This is a genomic window from Streptomyces sp. NPDC002926 (assembly GCF_053591755.1).
On the sequence record NZ_JBSFUK010000021.1, the window covers coordinates 69294 to 87888 of the forward strand.

Consider the following 18595-nt stretch of genomic DNA (forward strand, 5'->3'; position numbering starts at 1 on the left):
CTCGGCATGCCGAACTCCACCGCACGTCGCGCCGGCCGCCGGGAATGGACCTCGTTCGTCGTCCTCCTGCTTCCGCTCCTCCTCGTCTCGATGGACGTCTCCGTCCTCTACTTCGCCATCCCTCAAATCACCCGCGAGCTGGACCCGAGCAGCACCCAGCAGCTATGGATCTTCGACATCTACGCCTTCGCCCTCGCGGGGCTCCTCATCACGATGGGCTCGCTCGGCGACCGCATCGGACGCCGCAGGCTCCTGCTGGTCGGCGCCACCGCCTTCGGCATCGCCTCCGTCGGTGCGGCCTACGCTCAGAGCGCCGAAATGCTCATCGCCGCACGGGCGTTGCTCGGCATCGGCGGCGCCACCCTGATGCCGTCGACGTTGGCGCTGGTCCGCAATATGTTCCAGGACGACAAGCAGCGCAGCCAGGCGATCGGCATCTGGTCGGGGGCCATGGCCGGCGGAATCGCGCTCGGTTCGGTGATGAGCGGCGTCATGCTGAACCACTTCTGGTGGGGCTCGGTCTTTCTGATCAACGTGCCCGCGATGCTGCTTCTGCTGGTTCTGGTGCCCGTACTGGTACCGGAGTTCAAGGCCCCCGCCCCCGGCCGCTTCGACCTGCTGAGCGTGCCGCTGTCGATGGGCGCCGTCCTGCCGGTCGTGTACGGACTCAAGGAGATCGCGGCCGAGGGCCTCAGCCCGGCCATGGCACTGTGCATCGCGGCCGGCCTGATCGTCGGCGCGCTGTTCGTACGCCGCCAGCGCACCCGCCCCGACGCGATGATCAGCCGTGACCTCTTCCAGGGCCGCGTCTTCGGCTCCGGGATCGCGCTCAACACCATCGCCGCCTTCGCGATCATGGGCTCGGCCTACTTCACCACCCAGTACCTGCAGTCCGTGCTCGGCATGGGCACCATGGAGGCCGCGCTGTGGAGCCTGGCCCCGTCCCTCGCGGTGGGCGCCGCCGCCCCGGTCGGCACCGCGCTCGCCCGGAGGACCGACCGGGCGTATGTCATCGCCGGCGGATTCGTCGTCGCCGCGGCCGGCTACGCCCTGCTCAGTCTGACCGGTACGGACTCCCTCTGGATCCTGCTGGCCGGCGCGGCCGTCATCGGCTGCGGCATCGTCACCGTAATGGCGCTGGTCTCGGACATGGCTCTGGCCGGCGCCCCCGCCGAGAAGGCCGGTTCCGCCGCCGCACTGCTGGAGACCGGGCAAGAGTTCGGCGGAGCGCTCGGGATGGCGGTCCTGGGCAGCCTCGGCACCGCTGTCTACCGTCACGACATCGCCGGCTCCGCCCCCACGGGGCTGCCGGCCGACGCCCTCGACTCGGTCCGCGAGACACTCGGCGGCGCGGCCGTGGTCGCCGGACAACTCCCCGGCAGGACTGGGGAAGCATTGCTGGACGCCGCGCGTGAGGCCTTCGTCCACGGTATGCAGTTCGCCGCCGTGGGCGGTGCGGTGCTGCTGGTCGCAGCCGCTCTTCTCGCCGCCGCCCTGCTGCGCAGGACCACGGACGAGGAGCCGGCGCCCGCCGGGGAGCCGGCGCCGGAACCGGTCACGGCGAGCTGACCGTACACACAGAGGGCCCGGCCCACCGCGTGATCGCGGCGGGCCGGGCCCTTCGACGTACTCCGCCGGTCTCAGCTGTTGAGGTTCACCGTACGGGCCGACGCCGCGCCGATCTCGTCCGCGATCTCCGTCAGCACCGACTGCGGCACCGTGTCGTCAACGGTCAGCACGACGAGCGCCTCGCCGCCCTCCTCCGCGCGCGAGACCTGCATGCCCGCGATGTTCAGCCCGGCCTCGCCGAGGATCCGGCCGACCGTGCCGACGACACCGGGACGGTCGTCGTACCGCAGGACGACCATGTGGTCGGCGAGCGCCAGGTCGATGTCGTGGTCGCCGATCGCGACGATCTTCTGGAGGTGCTTGGGGCCGGCCAGTGTGCCGGAGACCGCGACCTCCTCGCCGCCCGAGAGCGTGCCGCGGACGGTGACGACGTTGCGGTGGTCCGGGGACTCCGAGCTCGTCGTCAGCCGGACCTCGACACCACGCTCCTGCGCGAACAGCGGGGCGTTGACATACGACACGGTCTCGTCGACGACATCCTCGAACACGCCCTTGAGCGCGGACAGCTCGAGCACCTTCACATCGTGCTGGGTGATCTCGCCGTACACCTCGACGTCGAGGCGGACCGCGACCTCGCCCGCCAGCGCGGTGAAGATCCGGCCGAGCTTCTCGGCGAGCGGCAGACCCGGGCGCACGTCCTCGGCGATGACTCCGCCCTGGACGTTGACCGCGTCGGGCACCAGCTCACCGGCGAGCGCGAGACGCACGGAACGGGCGACCGAGATGCCCGCCTTCTCCTGCGCCTCGTCCGTCGACGCGCCGAGGTGCGGGGTGCAGACGACCTGGTCGAACTGGAAGAGCGGGGAGTCCGTGCAGGGCTCCTTCGCGTACACATCGAGGCCCGCGCCGGCGACCCGGCCCTCCTTGAGCGCGGAGGCCAGCGCATCCTCGTCGACGATCCCGCCACGCGCGGCGTTGACGATACGGACGTGCGGCTGGACCTTGTGCAGCGCCTCGTCGCCGATCAGCCCCAGGGTCTCCGGGGTCTTCGGCAGATGCACGGTGATGAAGTCCGAGACCTCGAGCAGCTCGTCGAGCGAGAGCAGCCGGACGCCCATCTGCGCGGCGCGCGCGGGCTGCACATAGGGGTCGTAGGCGACGATCTTCATGCCGAAGGCCGACATCCGCTGCGCGACCAGGACGCCGATACGGCCGAGGCCGACGACGCCGAGGATCTTCTCGCTCAGCTCCACGCCGGTGTACTTGGACCGCTTCCACTCGCCGTTCTTCAGAGCGGTGTTGGCCTGCGGGATATTACGCGCGGTGGCGACCAGCAGACCGCAGGCGAGCTCGGCGGCGGTGACGATGTTGGAGGTCGGGGCGTTGACGACCATCACGCCGGCCTTGGTGGCGGCGGAGACATCGACATTGTCGAGGCCGACGCCGGCGCGGGCGACGACCCGCAGCTTCTTCGCGAGTGCGATGGCTTCCGCGTCGACCTTGGTGGCGCTGCGGACCAGGATCGCGTCGACATCGGCGATGGCCGGGAGCAGCTCTGCACGGTCGGCGCCGTTGCAGTGCCGGATCTCGAAGTCCGGGCCCAGCGCGTCGACGGTGGCGGGCGACAGCTCTTCAGCGATGAGTACGACAGGTTTCGAGCTCACGTGAGTCCTCACTAGTCCATTGCGGACGGCCGTCCCGACGGCCGCAGGCGGTGGAGGGGGCTAGCCGCGTGGAAGACGCACGACACTGTGGGCCTGACGCGTATGTCTTGAGAAGTGTAGTGGTGCCAGAAGGTGCGTCTTGCGCCTTGAAGGCAGGATCACCCGTCCGTGGCTGGACAGAGTGGAGAAGCGCAGCAGCACGGCCGGACACAGTGGCAGAGGGCCGGGACTCGCTCGTCCCGGCCCCGCCGTCAGGCTTACGCCTCGTCGTTGTCGACCCAGCTCATGAGCTTGCGGAGCTCCTTGCCCGTGGTCTCCAGCAGGTGGTTCTCGTCCTGCTTCTTGTACTCGTTGTACTTCTTCAGACCGCCGTGGTACTCGTCCATCCAGTTCTTGGCGAAGGTGCCGTCCTGGATCTCCGCGAGAACCTTCTTCATCTCGGCCTTGGTCTGGTCCGTGATGATGCGGGGACCGGTGATGTAGTCGCCCCACTCGGCGGTCTCGGAGACCGACCAGCGCATCTTCTCCAGGCCGCCCTCGTACATCAGGTCCACGATCAGCTTCAGCTCGTGGAGGCACTCGAAGTAGGCGATCTCCGGCTGGTAGCCGGCCTCGGTCAGGGTCTCGAACCCCGCCTTGACCAGCGCGGACGCGCCACCGCAGAGGACCGCCTGCTCACCGAACAGGTCGGTCTCGGTCTCCTCGGTGAAGGTCGTCTTGATGACGCCGGCGCGGGTGCCGCCGATGCCCTTGGCGTACGAGAGCGCCAGCTCGAAGCCCTTGCCGGTGGCGTCCTGCTCGACAGCGGCGATACACGGAACGCCGCGGCCCTCCTCGTACTGGCGGCGGACCAGGTGGCCCGGGCCCTTCGGGGCGACCATGGCGACGTCGACACCGGCCGGCGGCTTGATGAAGCCGTAGCGGATGTTGAGGCCGTGCCCGAAGAACAGCGCGTCGCCGTCCTTCAGGTTGTCCTTGATGGACTCCTCGTAGACCTGGGCCTGGATCGGGTCCGGCACCAGGATCATGATGACATCGGCCTCGGCGGCGGCCTCGGCGGGAGTCACCACGCGCAGGCCCTGCTCCTCGGCCTTCGCCTTGGACTTGGAGCCCTCGTGCAGACCGACCCGGACGTCGACACCCGAGTCACGGAGCGACAGCGCGTGGGCGTGACCCTGGCTGCCGTAACCGATGACCGCGACCTTGCGGTTCTGGATGATGGACAGGTCGGCGTCGTCGTCGTAGAACAGCTCGGCCACTGGGATATCTCCTTGGTGTGCACGTCTTGGAATGACGCTGTTTGCTTCCCACCGTACGGCGGGACGGGGTGCGGAAGCCTTCAAGTCTCGCTATGCGAGCACGGCCCTGGCCGGTTCCGGTCAGGCGCTGCGGTCGAGGGCGCGCAGGGACCGGTCCGTGATGGACCGGGCGCCGCGCCCTATGGCGATCGTTCCGGACTGGACGAGCTCCTTGATGCCGAACTGCTCGAGCATCTTGAGCATCGCCTCGAGCTTGTCACTCGAACCGGTGGCCTCGATCGTGACCGCCTCGGGCGAGACGTCCACGGTCTTGGCGCGGAACAGCTGGACGATCTCGACGATCTGGGAGCGGGTCTCGTTGTCGGCGCGGACCTTCACCAGCACGAGCTCGCGCTGGATCGCGGCGCCCGGCTCGAGCTCGACGATCTTCAGAACGTTGACCAGCTTGTTGAGCTGCTTGGTCACCTGTTCCAGCGGCAGGTCCTCGACATTGACCACGATGGTGATACGGGAGATGTCGGGGTGCTCGGTGACACCGACGGCGAGCGAGTCGATGTTGAAGCCGCGGCGGGAGAACAGCGCGGCGATCCTGGCGAGGATGCCTGGGGTGTTCTCGACCAGGACGGAGAGCGTGTGCTTGGACATGTGTCGGTCTCTCTCGGTCTTCTCTCTCGGACTCTCGGCTCAGTCGTCTTCGTTGTCGCCGAAGTCGGGGCGGACGCCACGCGCGGCCATGACCTCGTCGTTGGAGGTGCCCGCGGCGACCATCGGCCAGACCTGGGCGTCCTCGTGGACGATGAAATCGATCACGACGGGGCGGTCGTTGACGGCGTTCGCCTCGGCGATGACCTTGTCAAGGTCGTCCGGGGACTCGCAGCGCAGTGCGTAGCAGCCCATCGCCTCGGACAGCTTGACGAAGTCGGGAACGCGGGTGCCGCCGCTGGACTTGCCCTCCACCGCGATGCCGTCCTCGGGACCCGAGTGCAGCACGGTGTTGGAGTAGCGCTGGTTGTAGAAGAGGGTCTGCCACTGGCGGACCATCCCGAGCGCGCCGTTGTTGATGATCGCGACCTTGATCGGGATGTTGTTCAGCGCGCAGGTGGTGAGCTCCTGATTGGTCATCTGGAAGCAGCCGTCGCCGTCGATCGCCCAGACCATCCGGTCCGGCTGACCGGCCTTGGCGCCCATCGCGGCCGGGACCGCGTACCCCATCGTCCCGGCGCCGCCGGAGTTCAGCCAGGTGGCCGGCCGCTCGTAGTTGATGAAGTGGGCGGCCCACATCTGGTGCTGGCCGACGCCCGCCGCGTAGATGGTGTCGGGGTCGGCGAGCTCGCCGATGCGCTGGATGACCTGCTGCGGGGAGAGGCTGCCGTCGTTCGGCTGCTCATAGCCGAGCGGGTAGGTCTCGCGCCAGCGGTTGAGATCGCTCCACCAGGCGGTGTAGTCGCCGGTGTGGCCCTCGCTGTACTCGGCCTGGACGGCCTGGACCAGGTCGGCGATGACCTCGCGGGCGTCGCCGACGATCGGGACGTCCGCGGTGCGGTTCTTGCCGATCTCGGCCGGGTCGATATCGGCGTGGACGATCTTGGCGTACGGGGCGAAGCTGTCCAGCTTGCCGGTGACGCGGTCGTCGAAGCGGGCTCCGAGGGCGACGATCAGGTCGGCCTTCTGCAGCGCGGTGACGGCGGTGACCGCACCGTGCATGCCCGGCATTCCCACGTGCAGCGGGTGGCTGTCGGGGAACGCGCCCAGCGCCATCAGGGTGGTGGTGACGGGGGCGCCGGTGAGCTCTGCGAGGACCTTCAGCTCGGCGGTGGCGCGGGACTTGAGGACGCCGCCGCCGACGTACAGCACGGGGCGCCTGGCCTGGGTGATCAGCTTGGCGGCCTCGCGGATCTGCTTGGCGTGCGGCTTGGTCACCGGCCGGTAGCCGGGCAGGTCCTGCTGCGGCGGCCAGCTGAAGGTGGTCCGCGCCTGGAGGGCGTCCTTGGCGATGTCGACCAGGACCGGGCCGGGGCGTCCCGTCGAGGCGATGTGGAAGGCCTCGGCGATGGTCCGCGGGATGTCCTCGGCCTTGGTGACGAGGAAGTTGTGCTTGGTGATCGGCATGGTGATGCCGACGATGTCCGCCTCCTGGAAGGCGTCGGTGCCGATCGCCTTGGAGGAGACCTGGCCGGTGATCGCGACCAGCGGGACCGAGTCCATATGGGCGTCGGCGATCGGGGTGACCAGGTTGGTGGCGCCGGGGCCCGACGTGGCCATACACACGCCGACCTTGCCGGTGGCCTGCGCGTATCCGGTCGCGGCGTGGCCGGCGCCCTGCTCGTGGCGGACCAGGATGTGGCGGACCTTGCTGGAGTCCATCATCGGGTCGTACGCGGGGAGGATGGCGCCGCCGGGGATGCCGAATACCGTGTCGGCCCCCACTTCCTCGAGAGAACGGATGAGGGACTGCGCGCCCGTGACGTGCTCAACGGTGGCGGATGTCGGTCCGCCGCTTCGGGCCCGCGGCTGCGGATGGTGGGCCCCGGTGGCCTGCTCGGTCATCGACATTCTCTTCTCGAAGCTGAGGGTTTTTGCGAGGGTTTGAGATGGTCCGGTGCAACAAAAAACCCCTCGTGCCGTGAGGCAAGCGAGGGGAGCGCGTCGGGAGGGGTCCACAGGGCCTTCATGGCTCTGCTCAGCCGACGCGCTTTTCAAGTACGAGAATTCGGGTGCGCATGGCACTGACCCTCCCCCCGGCGCGCTGTCACTGTCAAGTGGGTGGGACGCGCGTCTCATTATTTGAGCCATTACGGGCGGTGAACGCGCCACCCGTGAGCACCGGCAGAGCGATCCCGCCGGGCACCGGGAACTCGTCGCGCACCAGCGCACGGCGCAGCCGGTACTCGTCCAGCGGCCCGGAGAAAGCCATGCCCTGGCCGTGTGTACAGCCCATCGCGCGCAGTGCGAGCACCTGCTCCGGCACATCGACGCCGTCGGCCACGGACTGCATACCGAGGTCGCAGGCGATCCGCAGCAGCCCGGCGGTGATCTTGTGCAGCCGGGCGGACTCGACGACGCCCTCCACCAGACCTCTGTCCAGTTTCAGTACGTCCACGGGGAGGCGGCGCAGTGCGTTGATGGCCGCGTACCCGCTGCCGAAGCCGTCCAGGGCGATCCGTACGCCGAGCCTGCGCAGCGAGACGAGCCGCAGCTCCAGATCGTCGAAGGAGATCCGCGGATCGCTGTCGGCGAGCTCGATGACCAGCGCGCCCGAGGGCAGCCCATGCCGGATGAGGAGAGCCTCGATGGAGCCGAGCGGCAGGGACTTGTCCAGCAGGCGGCGGGCCGACATACGGACCGATACGGGGACCCGATGACCGAGGTTGCCGCGCTCCGCGGCCTGCTCCACGGCCTCCTCGAGCAGCCAGCGGCCGAGCTCGGCCGTACGGTCCGTGTCCTCGGCGACCCGGAGGAATTCGGCGGGGGTGAAGAGGATGCCCTGGGCGGAGCGCCAGCGGGCCTGCGCCGCGACGGCGTCGATCCGGCCGGTGGTCAGACTCACCACGGGCTGATGGAGCAGCGCGAATTCGCCTTCGTGCAAGGCGCTGCGGAGCCGGGCGTCCAGTTCCGTACGGCGCACCACCTCGGCCTGCATCTGTGGCGCGTACAGCTCGACACGGTCCTTGCCGGCGGCCTTGGCGCGGTACATGGCGAGGTCGGCGTTGCGCATCAGGTCGGTGGGGGTGGTGGCGGGCTCCGCGAAGGCCACCCCGATGGAGGCGGCCACGCGTACGTCGTTGCCGTCGAGGCGGTACGGCTGGGAGAGGGTGAGCCGCAGCCGGTCGGCGATCTCACGGACCTGGAACTCGCGGGCGGACTGGTCGCGGGTGCCGTCGCCCACGATGAGAGCGGCGAACTCGTCGCCGCCGAGGCGGGCCGCGGTGTCCCCGGCCCGTACCGAATCCTGGAGGCGGCGGGCAGCCTGGATCAGCAGCTCGTCGCCGGCCTGGTGGCCGAGGCGGTCGTTGACTCCCTTGAAGCCGTCGAGGTCGATGAAGAGCACGGCCGTGCCCTGATCTCCGGCACGGCGGCCGGTGAGGGCCTGGCGGACCCGCTTGGTGAACAGGGCGCGGTTGGGCAGGTCCGTGAGCGGGTCGTGCTCGGCGTTGTGCTGCAACTGTGCCTGGAGGCGGACGCGTTCGGTGACGTCGCGGCTGTTGAAGATCAGGCCGCCCTGGTGGCGGTTGACCGTGGACTCCACATTGAGCCAGTCGCCGGTGCCCGATTTGAACCGGCACTCGATCCGGGTGGTGGGCTCCTCGGCCGGCTTGGCGGCCAGAAACCGGCGCACCTCGAGTACCACACGGCCCAGGTCTTCGGGGTGGATGAGCGATGCCAGCTCGGAACCGATGAGATCCTCGGCCTCGCGGCCGTAGACACCGGAGGCGGCGGGGCTGACATAGCGCAGAATCCCGGTCGGGGCGGCGATCATGATGACATCGCTCGAGCCCTGCACCAGCGAGCGGAAGTGGTTCTCCTTCTGCGCCAGTTCATGGGTCAGGGCGATGTTGTCGAGGAGCATGATGCCCTGCCGGACGACGAGGGCGAGCACGACGGTGCAGCCGGTGAGGACGACGACCCGGTCGACACGGCGGCCCTCGATCACGTTGTACAGGATGCCGAGGGTGCAGACGGCAGCGGCGAGATACGGCGTGAGGGCGGCGAGCGAGCCCGCGACGGGGCGGCTCGGGTGGCGCGGCCCACGCTGGGGCCGCGCTGTCTCGGCCGTGCGGCGCGCGCCCCAGGGGGCGTACGCGAGCAGCAGCGAACCGGCGAACCAGCCCGCGTCGAGAAGCTGGCCCGAGCGGTAGCTCTCCCGCAGCAGCGGTGAGGTGAACAGGGCATCGCACAGGACGGTCAGCGCGAGGGCGGCGATGGCGGTGTTGATGGCGGAGCGGTTGGTGGCCGAGCGCCGGAAGTGCAGCGCGAGAACCATGCTGACCAGCACGATGTCCAGCAGCGGATAGGCGAGTGCGAGCGCGGCCGGGGCCACGCTCTCGCCCTGGACGTGCGCGGTGTGGGCGAGCGCGAGGCTCCAGGAGAGAGTCAGCAGCGAGCCGCCGATCAGCCAGGCGTCCAGGGCGAGACAGACCCAGCCGGCCCTGGTGACCGGACGCTTGGCGAGAACGAGCAGGCCGACGATGGCGGGCGGCGCGAAGCAGAGGAAGAACAGGTCGGCGATGCAGGGGCTCGGCACCTCGCGGTCCAGCACGACCTCGTACCACCCCCAGATCGCGTTGCCGCCGGCGGCCATGGCGGAGGAGAGCGCGAACAGCAGCCAGGCGGGCCGAAAACGGCTGTGCCTCGCACGGGCGTAGAGGAGGCAGGAGACGGCTGCGATCAGGGCGGCGGCGCTCAGGCCGAAGTCGCCCATGACCAGGGCCAGTTCGTGCGAGCCCCAGCCGAAGGCGGCACCGACGCCGTAGCCGGCGCAGATGGCTGCCAGGACGAGCTTGGAGGCCAGCCTGGTGCTGTCTCCGCCGCCCGCGACCGACTGCCGTGCCATGAGCGCGCTCAGGGCGCTCACCGGGCCGCTCCGCGGAGCGGCGTCGTCCCGCGGGGCGCCGCGTCCGGTGCGACCGTCATCGGACCTGGTCTGTGCTTCGAAATGTACGAGGGTCGTCTGCGGCGGCCCCGCCGCGTCGGATGGTTCGCCCGTTGGCCGTACATCGCCCGTCGCCCCCCTCGAAGTCTGATCGACAGTCAGGTCGCGTTGCTGCACCGCCCCTTGCCCGGTGCAGCCCCCCGGTCGGGACGATACACCAGTCTCGTCACTCAGGGACATAGTCCCTCTACTCTCCGTGACCATCGAAAGAGCTATCGGCACGCGGCGCATCCGAGTGACTTCATAGAGTGCACGCGGCGCGCGGGCGAGAGGTTCATTACCCGGTCGTGAGCACCACGTTCTGCACCGGCTCCCCGGCGGCGAACCGGGTGAGCTGAGCGGCGAGCAGCCGCTTGGCACGCGGCATGAACGCCGAGGTGGAGCCGCCCACATGGGGGCTGATGAGGACACCGGGGACGTGCCAGAGCGGGTGGCCAGCGGGCAGCGGCTCCGGGTCGGTGACGTCGAGGGCTGCGGTGATGCGCCCGCTGTCGACCTCGGCGAGCAGCGCCTTCGTGTCGACCACTTGGCCTCGGGCGACGTTCACCAGCAGCGATCCGTCCTTCATCCGGGCCAGGAACTCGGCATTCACCAGGCCTCGCGTCTGCTCGGTGAGCGGAGTGGAGAGGATCACGACGTCCGCCTCGGGGAGCAGGGCGGGCAGCTCGGTGAGTGCGCGCACTTCCCCGCGCTCCGTGGCGCGGGCAGAGCGCGCGACGCGCGCCACCCGCGCGCATTCGAAGGGTGCGAGCCGGTCCTCGATGGCGGCGCCGATCGATCCGTAGCCGACGATGAGCACCGACTTGTCGGCGAGCGCCGGATAGAAGCCGGACCGCCATTCCTCCTTGTCCTGGGCCCGTACGAATCCGGGGACGCCGCGCAGGGAGGCGAGGATCAGGGTGAGGGTGAGCTCGGCGGTGGAGGCTTCGTGCACGCCCTTGGCATTGCACAGGCGTACGCCGGCGGGCAGCGAGCCGAGTCCGGGCTCCACATGGTCGATTCCGGCGGAGAGGGTCTGGACGACGCGTACTGACGTCATCGCGGCCAGCGGACGGACCGCGACCTCCGTGCCCTTCATGTAGGGGACGGCGTAGAAGACACAGTCGGCGGGATCGGCGGGAAAGTCCGGACCACCGTCCCAGAAGCGGTAGTTCAGGCCCGAGTCCGAGGGGGCGGGCAGTCCTTCGATCTCGTCGGCCGGAATCGGGAGCCACACGTCTGCAGTCATGGTCAGGAGGCTATGCGAAGTGCGGCGCTCCGCATTCGTTAGTTTGGTGAGCGGCAAGGGAGGGGTACGGGCAGTTGGAGCTCAGGACAATCGGTGCGGCGGCCCTCGTAGCGGGCGCTGTCGGGCTCGGCTGTATGCCGATGAGCTGGGCGTACAGCGGCTCTCAGCAGCGCGGGGACCGATCGCTGCGTACGGTGCACGCCGCGCTCGACGCCGGCTCGAGCCTGCTGGACACGGCCGACATGTACGGGCCCTTCACCAATGAGCTGCTGCTCGGCAGGGTGCTGAAGGAGCGGCGCGCGGAGGTGTTCGTTTCGACGAAGGTCGGACTGCTCGTCGGCGATCAGCATGTGGTCGCCAATGGACGGCCCGGGTATGTGAAGCGGGCCTGCGACGCCTCGCTGCGCCGGTTGCAGACCGATGTGATCGACCTCTATCAGCTGCACCGGGCGGATCCGGAAGTACCGGTCGAGGAGACCTGGGGCGCGATGGCGGAGCTGGTGCGGGCCGGGAAGGTGCGGGCGCTGGGGATGTGCGCGGTGGGGGCGCGCGCTTCGCGTCGCTCCGGGGCGCATCTGCACGAGGGAACGATCCGACAGCTGGAACGGGTGCAGCAGGTGTTCCCGGTGAGCGCCGTGCAGGCCGAGCTGTCGGTGTGGTCGCCGGAGGCGCTGGAGCGGCTGCTGCCGTGGTGCGAGGCGCGCGGGGTGGGGTTCCTGGCCGCGATGCCACTGGGGAACGGGTTCCTCACGGGGACGCTGACGCCGGGGCAGGGCTTCGAGCCGGACGATGTGCGGGCGCGGCATCCGCGGTTCACGGCGGAGATGATGGCGGCGAACCAGCCGGTGGTGGCGGGGCTGCGGCGGATCGCGGAGCGGCACGGTCCGGGGACGACTCCGGCGCAGGTGGCGCTGGCGTGGGTGCTGGGGCGGGGGCGAAGTGTGGTGGCGGTGCCGGGGGCCAAGCACGCGGAGTGGGCGGTGGAGAACGCGCGCGCGGCGGAGCTGGAGCTGACGGCCTACGACCTGGCGGAGATGGCGGGGCTGCCGTCGGCGCTGGGTTCCTGGGAGTGAGCGCGCGCACCTCGCTCCTCCTCGGAAGATCGTGCCGCGATTCCTTATCCGGATTTCTTCTCGGAAGATCGGGAACCTGAACGGTCGCCGCGGTGTAAGAACAGTAGTCAGGCAGCCGGCCGGACAGCTCGGGCAGCCGTCGACCGGACTGCCGTCGATCGGACAGTCTTCGATCAGGCAGCTCGGGCAGCCGTGGAAAGGATCAGAACTGTGCAACGTCCTGCTGTGACGGCCGTACTGGCCGCAGCCGTGCTTCTCCTCTCGGCCGGGTGCTCGTCAGGTGAGGACACGACGCCGGCCGGCCGGAAGGGGACGACGCCCGCCACCGGGGCGCCCTCCGGCTCCGCCTCGGGCGGCTCACCAAGTCCCCAAGGGCCTCCCGCGAAGGGCTCGGTGAAGGTGGTGTCCACGCTTACCGAGGGGCTGAAGTCGCCGTGGGGTGTGGCCGCGCTTCCGGACGGCGATCTGCTGGTCGCGTCGCGGGACGAGGGGACGATCACCCGGGTCGACGCGGAGAGCGGCAAGCAGACCGTGATCGGCTCGGTGCCGGGGGTCGCGCCGGGAGGCGAGGGCGGTCTGCTGGGCCTGGCCGTCTCGCCGTCGTTCGCCTCGGACCATCAGGTGTACGCGTACTTCACCACCGAGTCGGACAACCGCATCGCCCGCATGCTCTACGACGAGAGGAAGCCGGCCGGGCAGCAACTGGGCGCGCCGGACACGGTGTTGCGGGGCATCCCGAAGGGGGTCGTGCACAACGGTGGGCGGATCGCTTTCGGTCCGGACAAGATGCTCTACGCGGGCACGGGGGAGACGGGTGACACCGGACTGGCGCAGGACAAGAAGTCGCTGGGCGGCAAGATCCTTCGGATGACACCGGACGGCCTGCCGGTGCACGGCAATCCGGAGGCCGACTCGGTCGTCTACTCCTACGGTCACCGCAATGTGCAGGGGCTTGCCTGGGACGCCGACAAGCGGCTGTGGGCGGCGGAGTTCGGGCAGAACACCTGGGACGAGCTGAATCTGATCGAGCCCGGCAAGAACTACGGCTGGCCCGAGGCGGAGGGCAAAGCCGGCAAGCCCGGATTCGTCGACCCGGTGGCTCAGTGGAAGACGGCCGACGCCTCGCCGAGCGGCATCGCCTACGCCGAAGGATCGATCTGGATGGCGGCCCTGAAGGGCGAGCGGCTCTGGCGCATCCCCCTGGCGGGCGCGGAACCCTCGGCCGCGCCCCAGTCGTTCCTCATAGGGAAGTACGGCCGCCTGCGCACGGTCCTGTCGGCGGGCGGCGACAAGGTCTGGCTCGTCACCAGCGAGACGGACACCCGGGGCACACCCGAGCCGGGGGACGACAAGATCCTCCGGCTGGAGGTGAAGTAAGGGGTGAACAGCTTGTGTTCAACGTCTTCGAGGAGTTCTTCGCGCCGGGCCGCAAGCACACCGAGGAGGAACACAACCGACTCGCACTGACCAGGACCGATGTGGGCGACAACGATCCGAGCCGCGGCCCGATAGACCTGGCCTCGGGAAAGGTCACCGTCCGCCCGCCGGAGGAGACGCCGCCGGCCTGACCGCGCGGGGCCGCACCCGGGGACCGGGTACCTTCCGGTCACCCGTCGGGCCGCGCAGCCGCTGTGCTTGCGGAGGCGCGGCCCGGGCCGGGAGCTCAGACGTCGGTGGCCTGGAAGGCGCAGCTGACGTGTGCCTTGTTGTCGTACGAGATCACGTCGGCGCGATCGGCGGGCAGGGCCCGGAGGAAGGATCCGGCGTACTGCCGCCCGAGAAGGAAGGCGCCCCAGTTGACGACCCAGGGGGAGAGCTCCCCGGTGTCTGCGGCGGGGAACAACTCGGGTTGCGGAGTGACGAGTTCCTGGACGATGTACCGGTCGCCCGCCCGGGACAGGGCGTCGGCCCACTCCCCCTCGGACACGCTTCGGCCGAGAACGGTGCCGGCACCGCCGAGGCCGTGCGAGGGCTTCAGCACGAGGTCACGACGGTTTCGTACGCAGTACGAGGCAAGGTCCGTCTCCTCGCCGCGTATCAGGGCGGTACCGGGCCGCAACGCGTGTGTCCAGGGCAGGAATCGCTCCACCAGGTCCCTCTCGGCAGCGTCGTACGTCTGCTGACACCGGTCCTCCCAGAGCATGGACAGCGCCCGCTTGTTGCCGTGCATGGAAGTGCGCAGGGGGGACAGCACCGGCGTACCGCACCGTGCGAAAGCATCCAGCAGTTCCTCGGCCCGCGTGATGGACGCGGTGTCGGCGGTCAGCTCGCCGAGCGTGAAGAAGCGGTAGACGATCTCGACGGGGCGGCCGTCGCCGTCGATCGTGATCCGGCCACCGGTCTCCCGGACCTGGCCGGTGTGGCAGGGGATGGCCTCGATGCCGTAACGCTCCAGCAGCCCGGCCAGGACGCGGATCTCCGGTTCCGTCTTGAGATACCCGCTCGGCCAGTCCATGAGTGCGACGCGGGGGGTGGCACCACGGTGTCCGGCGTCCTGGGCCGCCTCGAGGATGACTCCGGCGACCGCGGCAAGGGTGTCGGGGAACGTCAGGCCTTCCGCCGCCGCGAAGTCGGCCAGATTCTCGTCCTCCAGCAGGAGCCGGTTGAGTTCGGGATTCTGCGTGCCGCCAAGAGCGCTGCTGAGGTTGAACTCCAGCAGCCGGAAGTTCGTGCCGTCGTGGTAGAGATCCGCGCGACCGATCCGGGCCGGCTCCTGGACCGGGGTACGCAGAGCGATCCGTGCCTGCTCGGGCCGCAGCCCCACAGCGGTGGCGAAAGCATGTACGTCGTCGCCGAAGAGCCGGGCGGGCAGAGAGAACAGCAGATCCATCATGCCGTTCAGATCCCTTTCGAGGCGTGCCACCTCGGCGGCCTCCAGAAGGCCCGGACGAGTCAGGAACCGGTCCTCCAGCGCTTCGCGCACCAGGTTGAGACGGGCCTGGTCGGGAGCGTCGGGCCAGACCGCGGAGATACCGGCGGACGAGCCGAGATAGCGCTCGGTCAGGGAGTTGCGGACGCCGACGGGGGCGGTGCGGGCGGCAGTGGTCATCGGCTTTCTCGGCTCTCAGGGTTCTGCTGCTCCCGAAGGGCAGCGTCGGTACGGATGGTGACCAGGGCGAGTGCGCCGCGGGCGCTGTTGAGAGCCTCGTCGGGCGTCTCGGCCACCGCGGTCACCGAGCCGCACCGGTCACCGGACCCGCGCAGCAGGGTCACGGTGTCTCCCGCCCGGGTGCCGGGCGACACGGCCACGACTCCCGGCCGGCCGGCAGCCGCTTCCCAGCCGGACACCTCGGTGGCGATGCCCGGGGCGGCGGTCAGGAACCAGGTCGCGGCGGCGCCGGCCGGTTCGCTCGCGGCGGGGAGCGCGACGCCCGCTGTCTGGGCTGCGAGGAGATCCCGGATGTCGACGCCGTGGACGTGTCGAACAAGGTCGACGATGCCGTCGCCGCCTGGCCGATTGTGCGATTCGACGACGCGGGGACCGGACGCGGTGAGGATGATCTCGGTGTGGGCAGGGCCTTCGGTAAGACCCACCGCGTCGAGGAAGCGGCAGGTCGTCTCCTCGAGTGCGGTGCGATCGTCCGCGCTGATTCGTGCGGGTATGACGTGGCCGATCTCGACGGCGTTGTCGCCCGTGAACTTCTCGGTGACGGCGAGGAGCTGGTGGCGGCCCCCGTGCGTAAACGTCTCGATGCTGAACTCCGGCCCGCTCAGGAACTCTTCGGCGAGCAGCGCCTCCGGCCGGGCGCGGACTCGCTGCCGCGCGGCTCGGATGCCGTCCGTGTCGCGGACAACGGCGATGTCCTCACTGCCGGATCCATCACGCGGCTTGAGCACGACGGGCAGACCGACCCGGGCCACGAACGCGTCCACATCTCCAGGGGTGTGCATCAGCCGTGCTTGTACCGCGCCTCCGTCCACAAGGCCGTCGAAGCTCTGCCGCATCAGGAATTTGTCCTTCAGCGTCAGTACGGTGTCGAGCGGGTTCCCTCCGAGACCGAGTGCATCGCCGATCCGGGCTGCGGCGGTCAGGAACCGCTCCCGGACGGTGACCACGCGCCGGAAGGGGACCACCTGGTGCAGAGCCACCGCCCTGCGAACCCAGTTGTCCTCGGAGCCGTCGGCGAGGAGCCACGCCTCGTCGCAGGCCTCGTGGTGCGCGGAGGTGAACTCGTCGGGAGTACCGCCGTAGACGACGTACATGCCGTGTCCACGCAGAGCCCTCGGCAGCCGGGTGCCGCCGCCCAGGACCAGGACCGCCGGACCACGGGGGTCCGGAGCGTCCGGGGGCTGCCGCGCTCCGGTCGGCGCGGGCGGAGAGGACGCGAACGTGGTCATGCTGACTCCTGCACGGGAAGGCGGACGGAGGTACGGTCCGGGGCGTCGGCGTGCCGGTCGGTGTCGGCGTGCTCCGCCCAGCGGGTGGCTGAAGGTACGGCGGCGGCCGCCGCCGCGACGACGAGACCGAGCAGCAGCCAGCCGGTGACGGGCCGCCAGTCGGGGCCTTCGGCAAGGCAGACGGTGGTGACCACCAAGGGGGCCAGCGCCGCGGTGGCCCCGCGGCCGAGCGAGAAGAAGCCCTGGTACTCGCCGTGCGAGCCGGCCGGGGCGAGTTCGTAACTGAGCCCATAGCTGCCCGCCGAGTGCCACAGCTCGCCGGCGGTGTGCAGCACCATGCCCGCGATGAGCAGCGTGCACGCCAGGGCCGGGGAGCCGGCGAAGGCGGCACAGGCGATCACTGCCCAGCCTGCCCACAGCACCCAGCCGGAGCGGCGCACCGCCGCAGCGGCGGCCGCCCTGTCGCCCGTGCCCCGGGAGAACGGGACCTGGAGCAGGACCACCAGGACGGTGTTGGCCATGATGACGGCGGAGATGCTCCACTTCGGGGCGTTGCTGTGCCCGGCGATCCACAGCGGCAGAGCGAGGGACAGCACGTCGTAATGGATGCTGGTGATCCCGCACAGTGCGGTCACCAGGGTGTACGGGCGGTTGCGCAGCACCGCGCGGCGCGCGGGCGCGGTCGGGCCGCTGCCTGCGGCTTCGACCGGCGGCACCCGCAGCAGGGGCACCGCGGCGCATACATAGGTCGCGGCGTTGACGAAGACGACCGTCAGATAGGCGGAGCGCGAATCGGCGGCCAGGGCGAGTGCGGCAAGTGCGGCGCCGATACTCAGGCCGGCGTTGGTCACCGACTTGAGCAGGGCCCGCAGTCTCACCCGCGCCTCGCCGGTCCCCACACCCCCGATGACAGCCCCGCGGGCGGCGCTGCCTCCGCGTTCCGCGAGGGCCGCGACGGTACTGACCACGACGAACGCCCACAAGGAGTGCACCAGGGTGAACGAAGCGGTGGCCACGGCCTGGCCGATCAGGGTGACCGCGTAGGTGCCTCTGGGGCCGAACCGGTCCGCGATCCGTCCCATCGGTACGGCGGCGCTCAGCCCGATCAGTCCGGCGATCGCGAGCCCGAGCCCGACCTGGGACGGTGCCAGCCCCACGGAGCGGGTGAAGAACAGCGCACTGACCGGGAGGAAGAGGCCGCTGCCGGTCTGGCCGACGAAGGTGGACAGGGCGAGTGCGCGGGGTGCGCCGGGAGCCGGCAGCCAGGCCCGGATACGCCCGCCCCGCGCGGCCGTCTTGTCAGGCACGGCCGGCCTCGTCGGCTTCGAGCTGCGCCACCGTCTCCAGGACGAGCGCCGCGTGGCGCTCGGGCTCCGGCACCGGGTGCAGCACGGCCCGTACGACGCCCATCCGGTCGAGGACGACCGCGGCCCGGCTGAACAAGGTGCGGTCGCCCGCCTTCACCTCGGGCACACCCACGGCCCGGCCAAGTGTCAGCTCCCCGTCGCCCACGAGCGGATAGCCCAGGTCACGGGATTTCGCGAACTCGGCCAGGTGGCCCGGCGCATGTGCGCTGACTCCCAGCACCCGGACATCCGCGCGTGCGAACCGTGCGGCATCGTCGCGCACGGAACACAGACCGGTCGTGCAGCCGGCCAGTTCGGGGAGTACCTCGCCGATGCCCGGCTCGGTGATGAAGAACAGCGCGGTCCACCGGTGGTCGGGGGAGGGAACCCTGACAGGACCTTCGGTGCTCTCGGCAGTGACGTGCATGGTGGTTCCTCGGAGGTGAGTGTGCGGGTGACTGGTCGCGG

At 69.9% G+C, this 18595-nt stretch carries 14 protein-coding genes; 4 read left to right on the forward strand and 10 right to left on the reverse strand.

The genetic code is table 11. The features are described from left to right. The first annotated feature begins 6 nt into the window (after nt 1-6). Nucleotides 7-1569 (forward strand): MFS transporter, encoded by a 1563-nt coding sequence (locus ACWDZ6_RS25440; protein WP_451504679.1) that lies wholly within the window; start codon nt 7-9, stop codon nt 1567-1569. 71 nt (nt 1570-1640) lie between these two features. On the opposite strand, the gene serA is transcribed toward ACWDZ6_RS25440, so the two are convergent. From serA to ACWDZ6_RS25470, 6 genes are all read right to left on the reverse strand, one after another. Further along, nucleotides 1641-3233: a phosphoglycerate dehydrogenase gene (serA, locus tag ACWDZ6_RS25445; RefSeq protein WP_451504680.1), complete on the reverse strand. Its 1593-nt coding sequence runs from the start codon at nt 3231-3233 to the stop codon at nt 1641-1643. Nucleotides 3234-3490: 257 nt separating this feature from the next. After that, entirely contained in the window at nt 3491-4492 is a 1002-nt protein-coding gene (gene ilvC / locus ACWDZ6_RS25450) for a ketol-acid reductoisomerase (RefSeq protein WP_326652793.1), read from the reverse strand. 120 nt (nt 4493-4612) lie between these two features. Next, nucleotides 4613-5137, reverse strand: coding sequence for an acetolactate synthase small subunit (gene ilvN / locus ACWDZ6_RS25455; RefSeq protein ID WP_071263920.1), 525 nt, complete (start codon nt 5135-5137; stop codon nt 4613-4615). 39 nt (nt 5138-5176) lie between these two features. After that, nucleotides 5177-7045 carry an acetolactate synthase large subunit gene (locus ACWDZ6_RS25460; RefSeq protein ID WP_366733451.1) on the reverse strand — a complete coding sequence of 623 codons (1869 nt, stop codon included), beginning with the start codon at nt 7043-7045 and terminating at the stop codon, nt 5177-5179. Between the two features lie 202 nt (nt 7046-7247). Beyond that, nucleotides 7248-10064 carry a putative bifunctional diguanylate cyclase/phosphodiesterase gene (locus ACWDZ6_RS25465; protein ID WP_326652791.1) on the reverse strand — a complete coding sequence of 939 codons (2817 nt, stop codon included), beginning with the start codon at nt 10062-10064 and terminating at the stop codon, nt 7248-7250. Between the two features lie 355 nt (nt 10065-10419). Then, complete coding sequence (locus ACWDZ6_RS25470; protein ID WP_451504681.1) at nt 10420-11370, reverse strand: 2-hydroxyacid dehydrogenase; 951 nt, start codon at nt 11368-11370, stop codon at nt 10420-10422. A 74-nt stretch (nt 11371-11444) separates the two neighbouring features. On the opposite strand from ACWDZ6_RS25470, the gene ACWDZ6_RS25475 reads away from it, so the two are divergent. From ACWDZ6_RS25475 to ACWDZ6_RS25485, 3 genes are all read left to right on the forward strand, one after another. Continuing rightward, complete coding sequence (locus ACWDZ6_RS25475) at nt 11445-12443, forward strand: aldo/keto reductase (protein ID WP_451504682.1); 999 nt, start codon at nt 11445-11447, stop codon at nt 12441-12443. Between the two features lie 210 nt (nt 12444-12653). Further along, entirely contained in the window at nt 12654-13820 is a 1167-nt protein-coding gene (locus tag ACWDZ6_RS25480; protein WP_451504683.1) for a PQQ-dependent sugar dehydrogenase, read from the forward strand. 14 nt (nt 13821-13834) lie between these two features. Continuing rightward, nucleotides 13835-14011 carry a DUF6191 domain-containing protein gene (locus ACWDZ6_RS25485; protein WP_451504684.1) on the forward strand — a complete coding sequence of 59 codons (177 nt, stop codon included), beginning with the start codon at nt 13835-13837 and terminating at the stop codon, nt 14009-14011. A 95-nt stretch (nt 14012-14106) separates the two neighbouring features. Here the strand turns inward: ACWDZ6_RS25485 and ACWDZ6_RS25490 are convergent, their stop codons facing one another. The 4 genes from ACWDZ6_RS25490 to ACWDZ6_RS25505 are packed head-to-tail and all read right to left on the reverse strand — an operon-like array spanning nt 14107 to nt 18554. Beyond that, complete coding sequence (locus ACWDZ6_RS25490; RefSeq protein ID WP_451504685.1) at nt 14107-15492, reverse strand: hypothetical protein; 1386 nt, start codon at nt 15490-15492, stop codon at nt 14107-14109. Next, on the reverse strand, nt 15489-16781 hold the full coding sequence (locus tag ACWDZ6_RS25495; RefSeq protein ID WP_451504686.1) for an ATP-grasp domain-containing protein: 1293 nt from the start codon (nt 16779-16781) through the stop codon (nt 15489-15491). Before ACWDZ6_RS25495 ends, ACWDZ6_RS25490 begins: the two co-directional genes overlap by 4 nt. Beyond that, nucleotides 16778-18088, reverse strand: coding sequence for an MFS transporter (locus ACWDZ6_RS25500; RefSeq protein ID WP_451504687.1), 1311 nt, complete (start codon nt 18086-18088; stop codon nt 16778-16780). The genes ACWDZ6_RS25495 and ACWDZ6_RS25500 overlap by 4 nt, the downstream gene beginning before the upstream one ends. Beyond that, nucleotides 18081-18554 carry a redoxin domain-containing protein gene (locus tag ACWDZ6_RS25505; protein ID WP_451504688.1) on the reverse strand — a complete coding sequence of 158 codons (474 nt, stop codon included), beginning with the start codon at nt 18552-18554 and terminating at the stop codon, nt 18081-18083. The genes ACWDZ6_RS25500 and ACWDZ6_RS25505 overlap by 8 nt, the downstream gene beginning before the upstream one ends. Nucleotides 18555-18595: the final 41 nt, after the last annotated feature.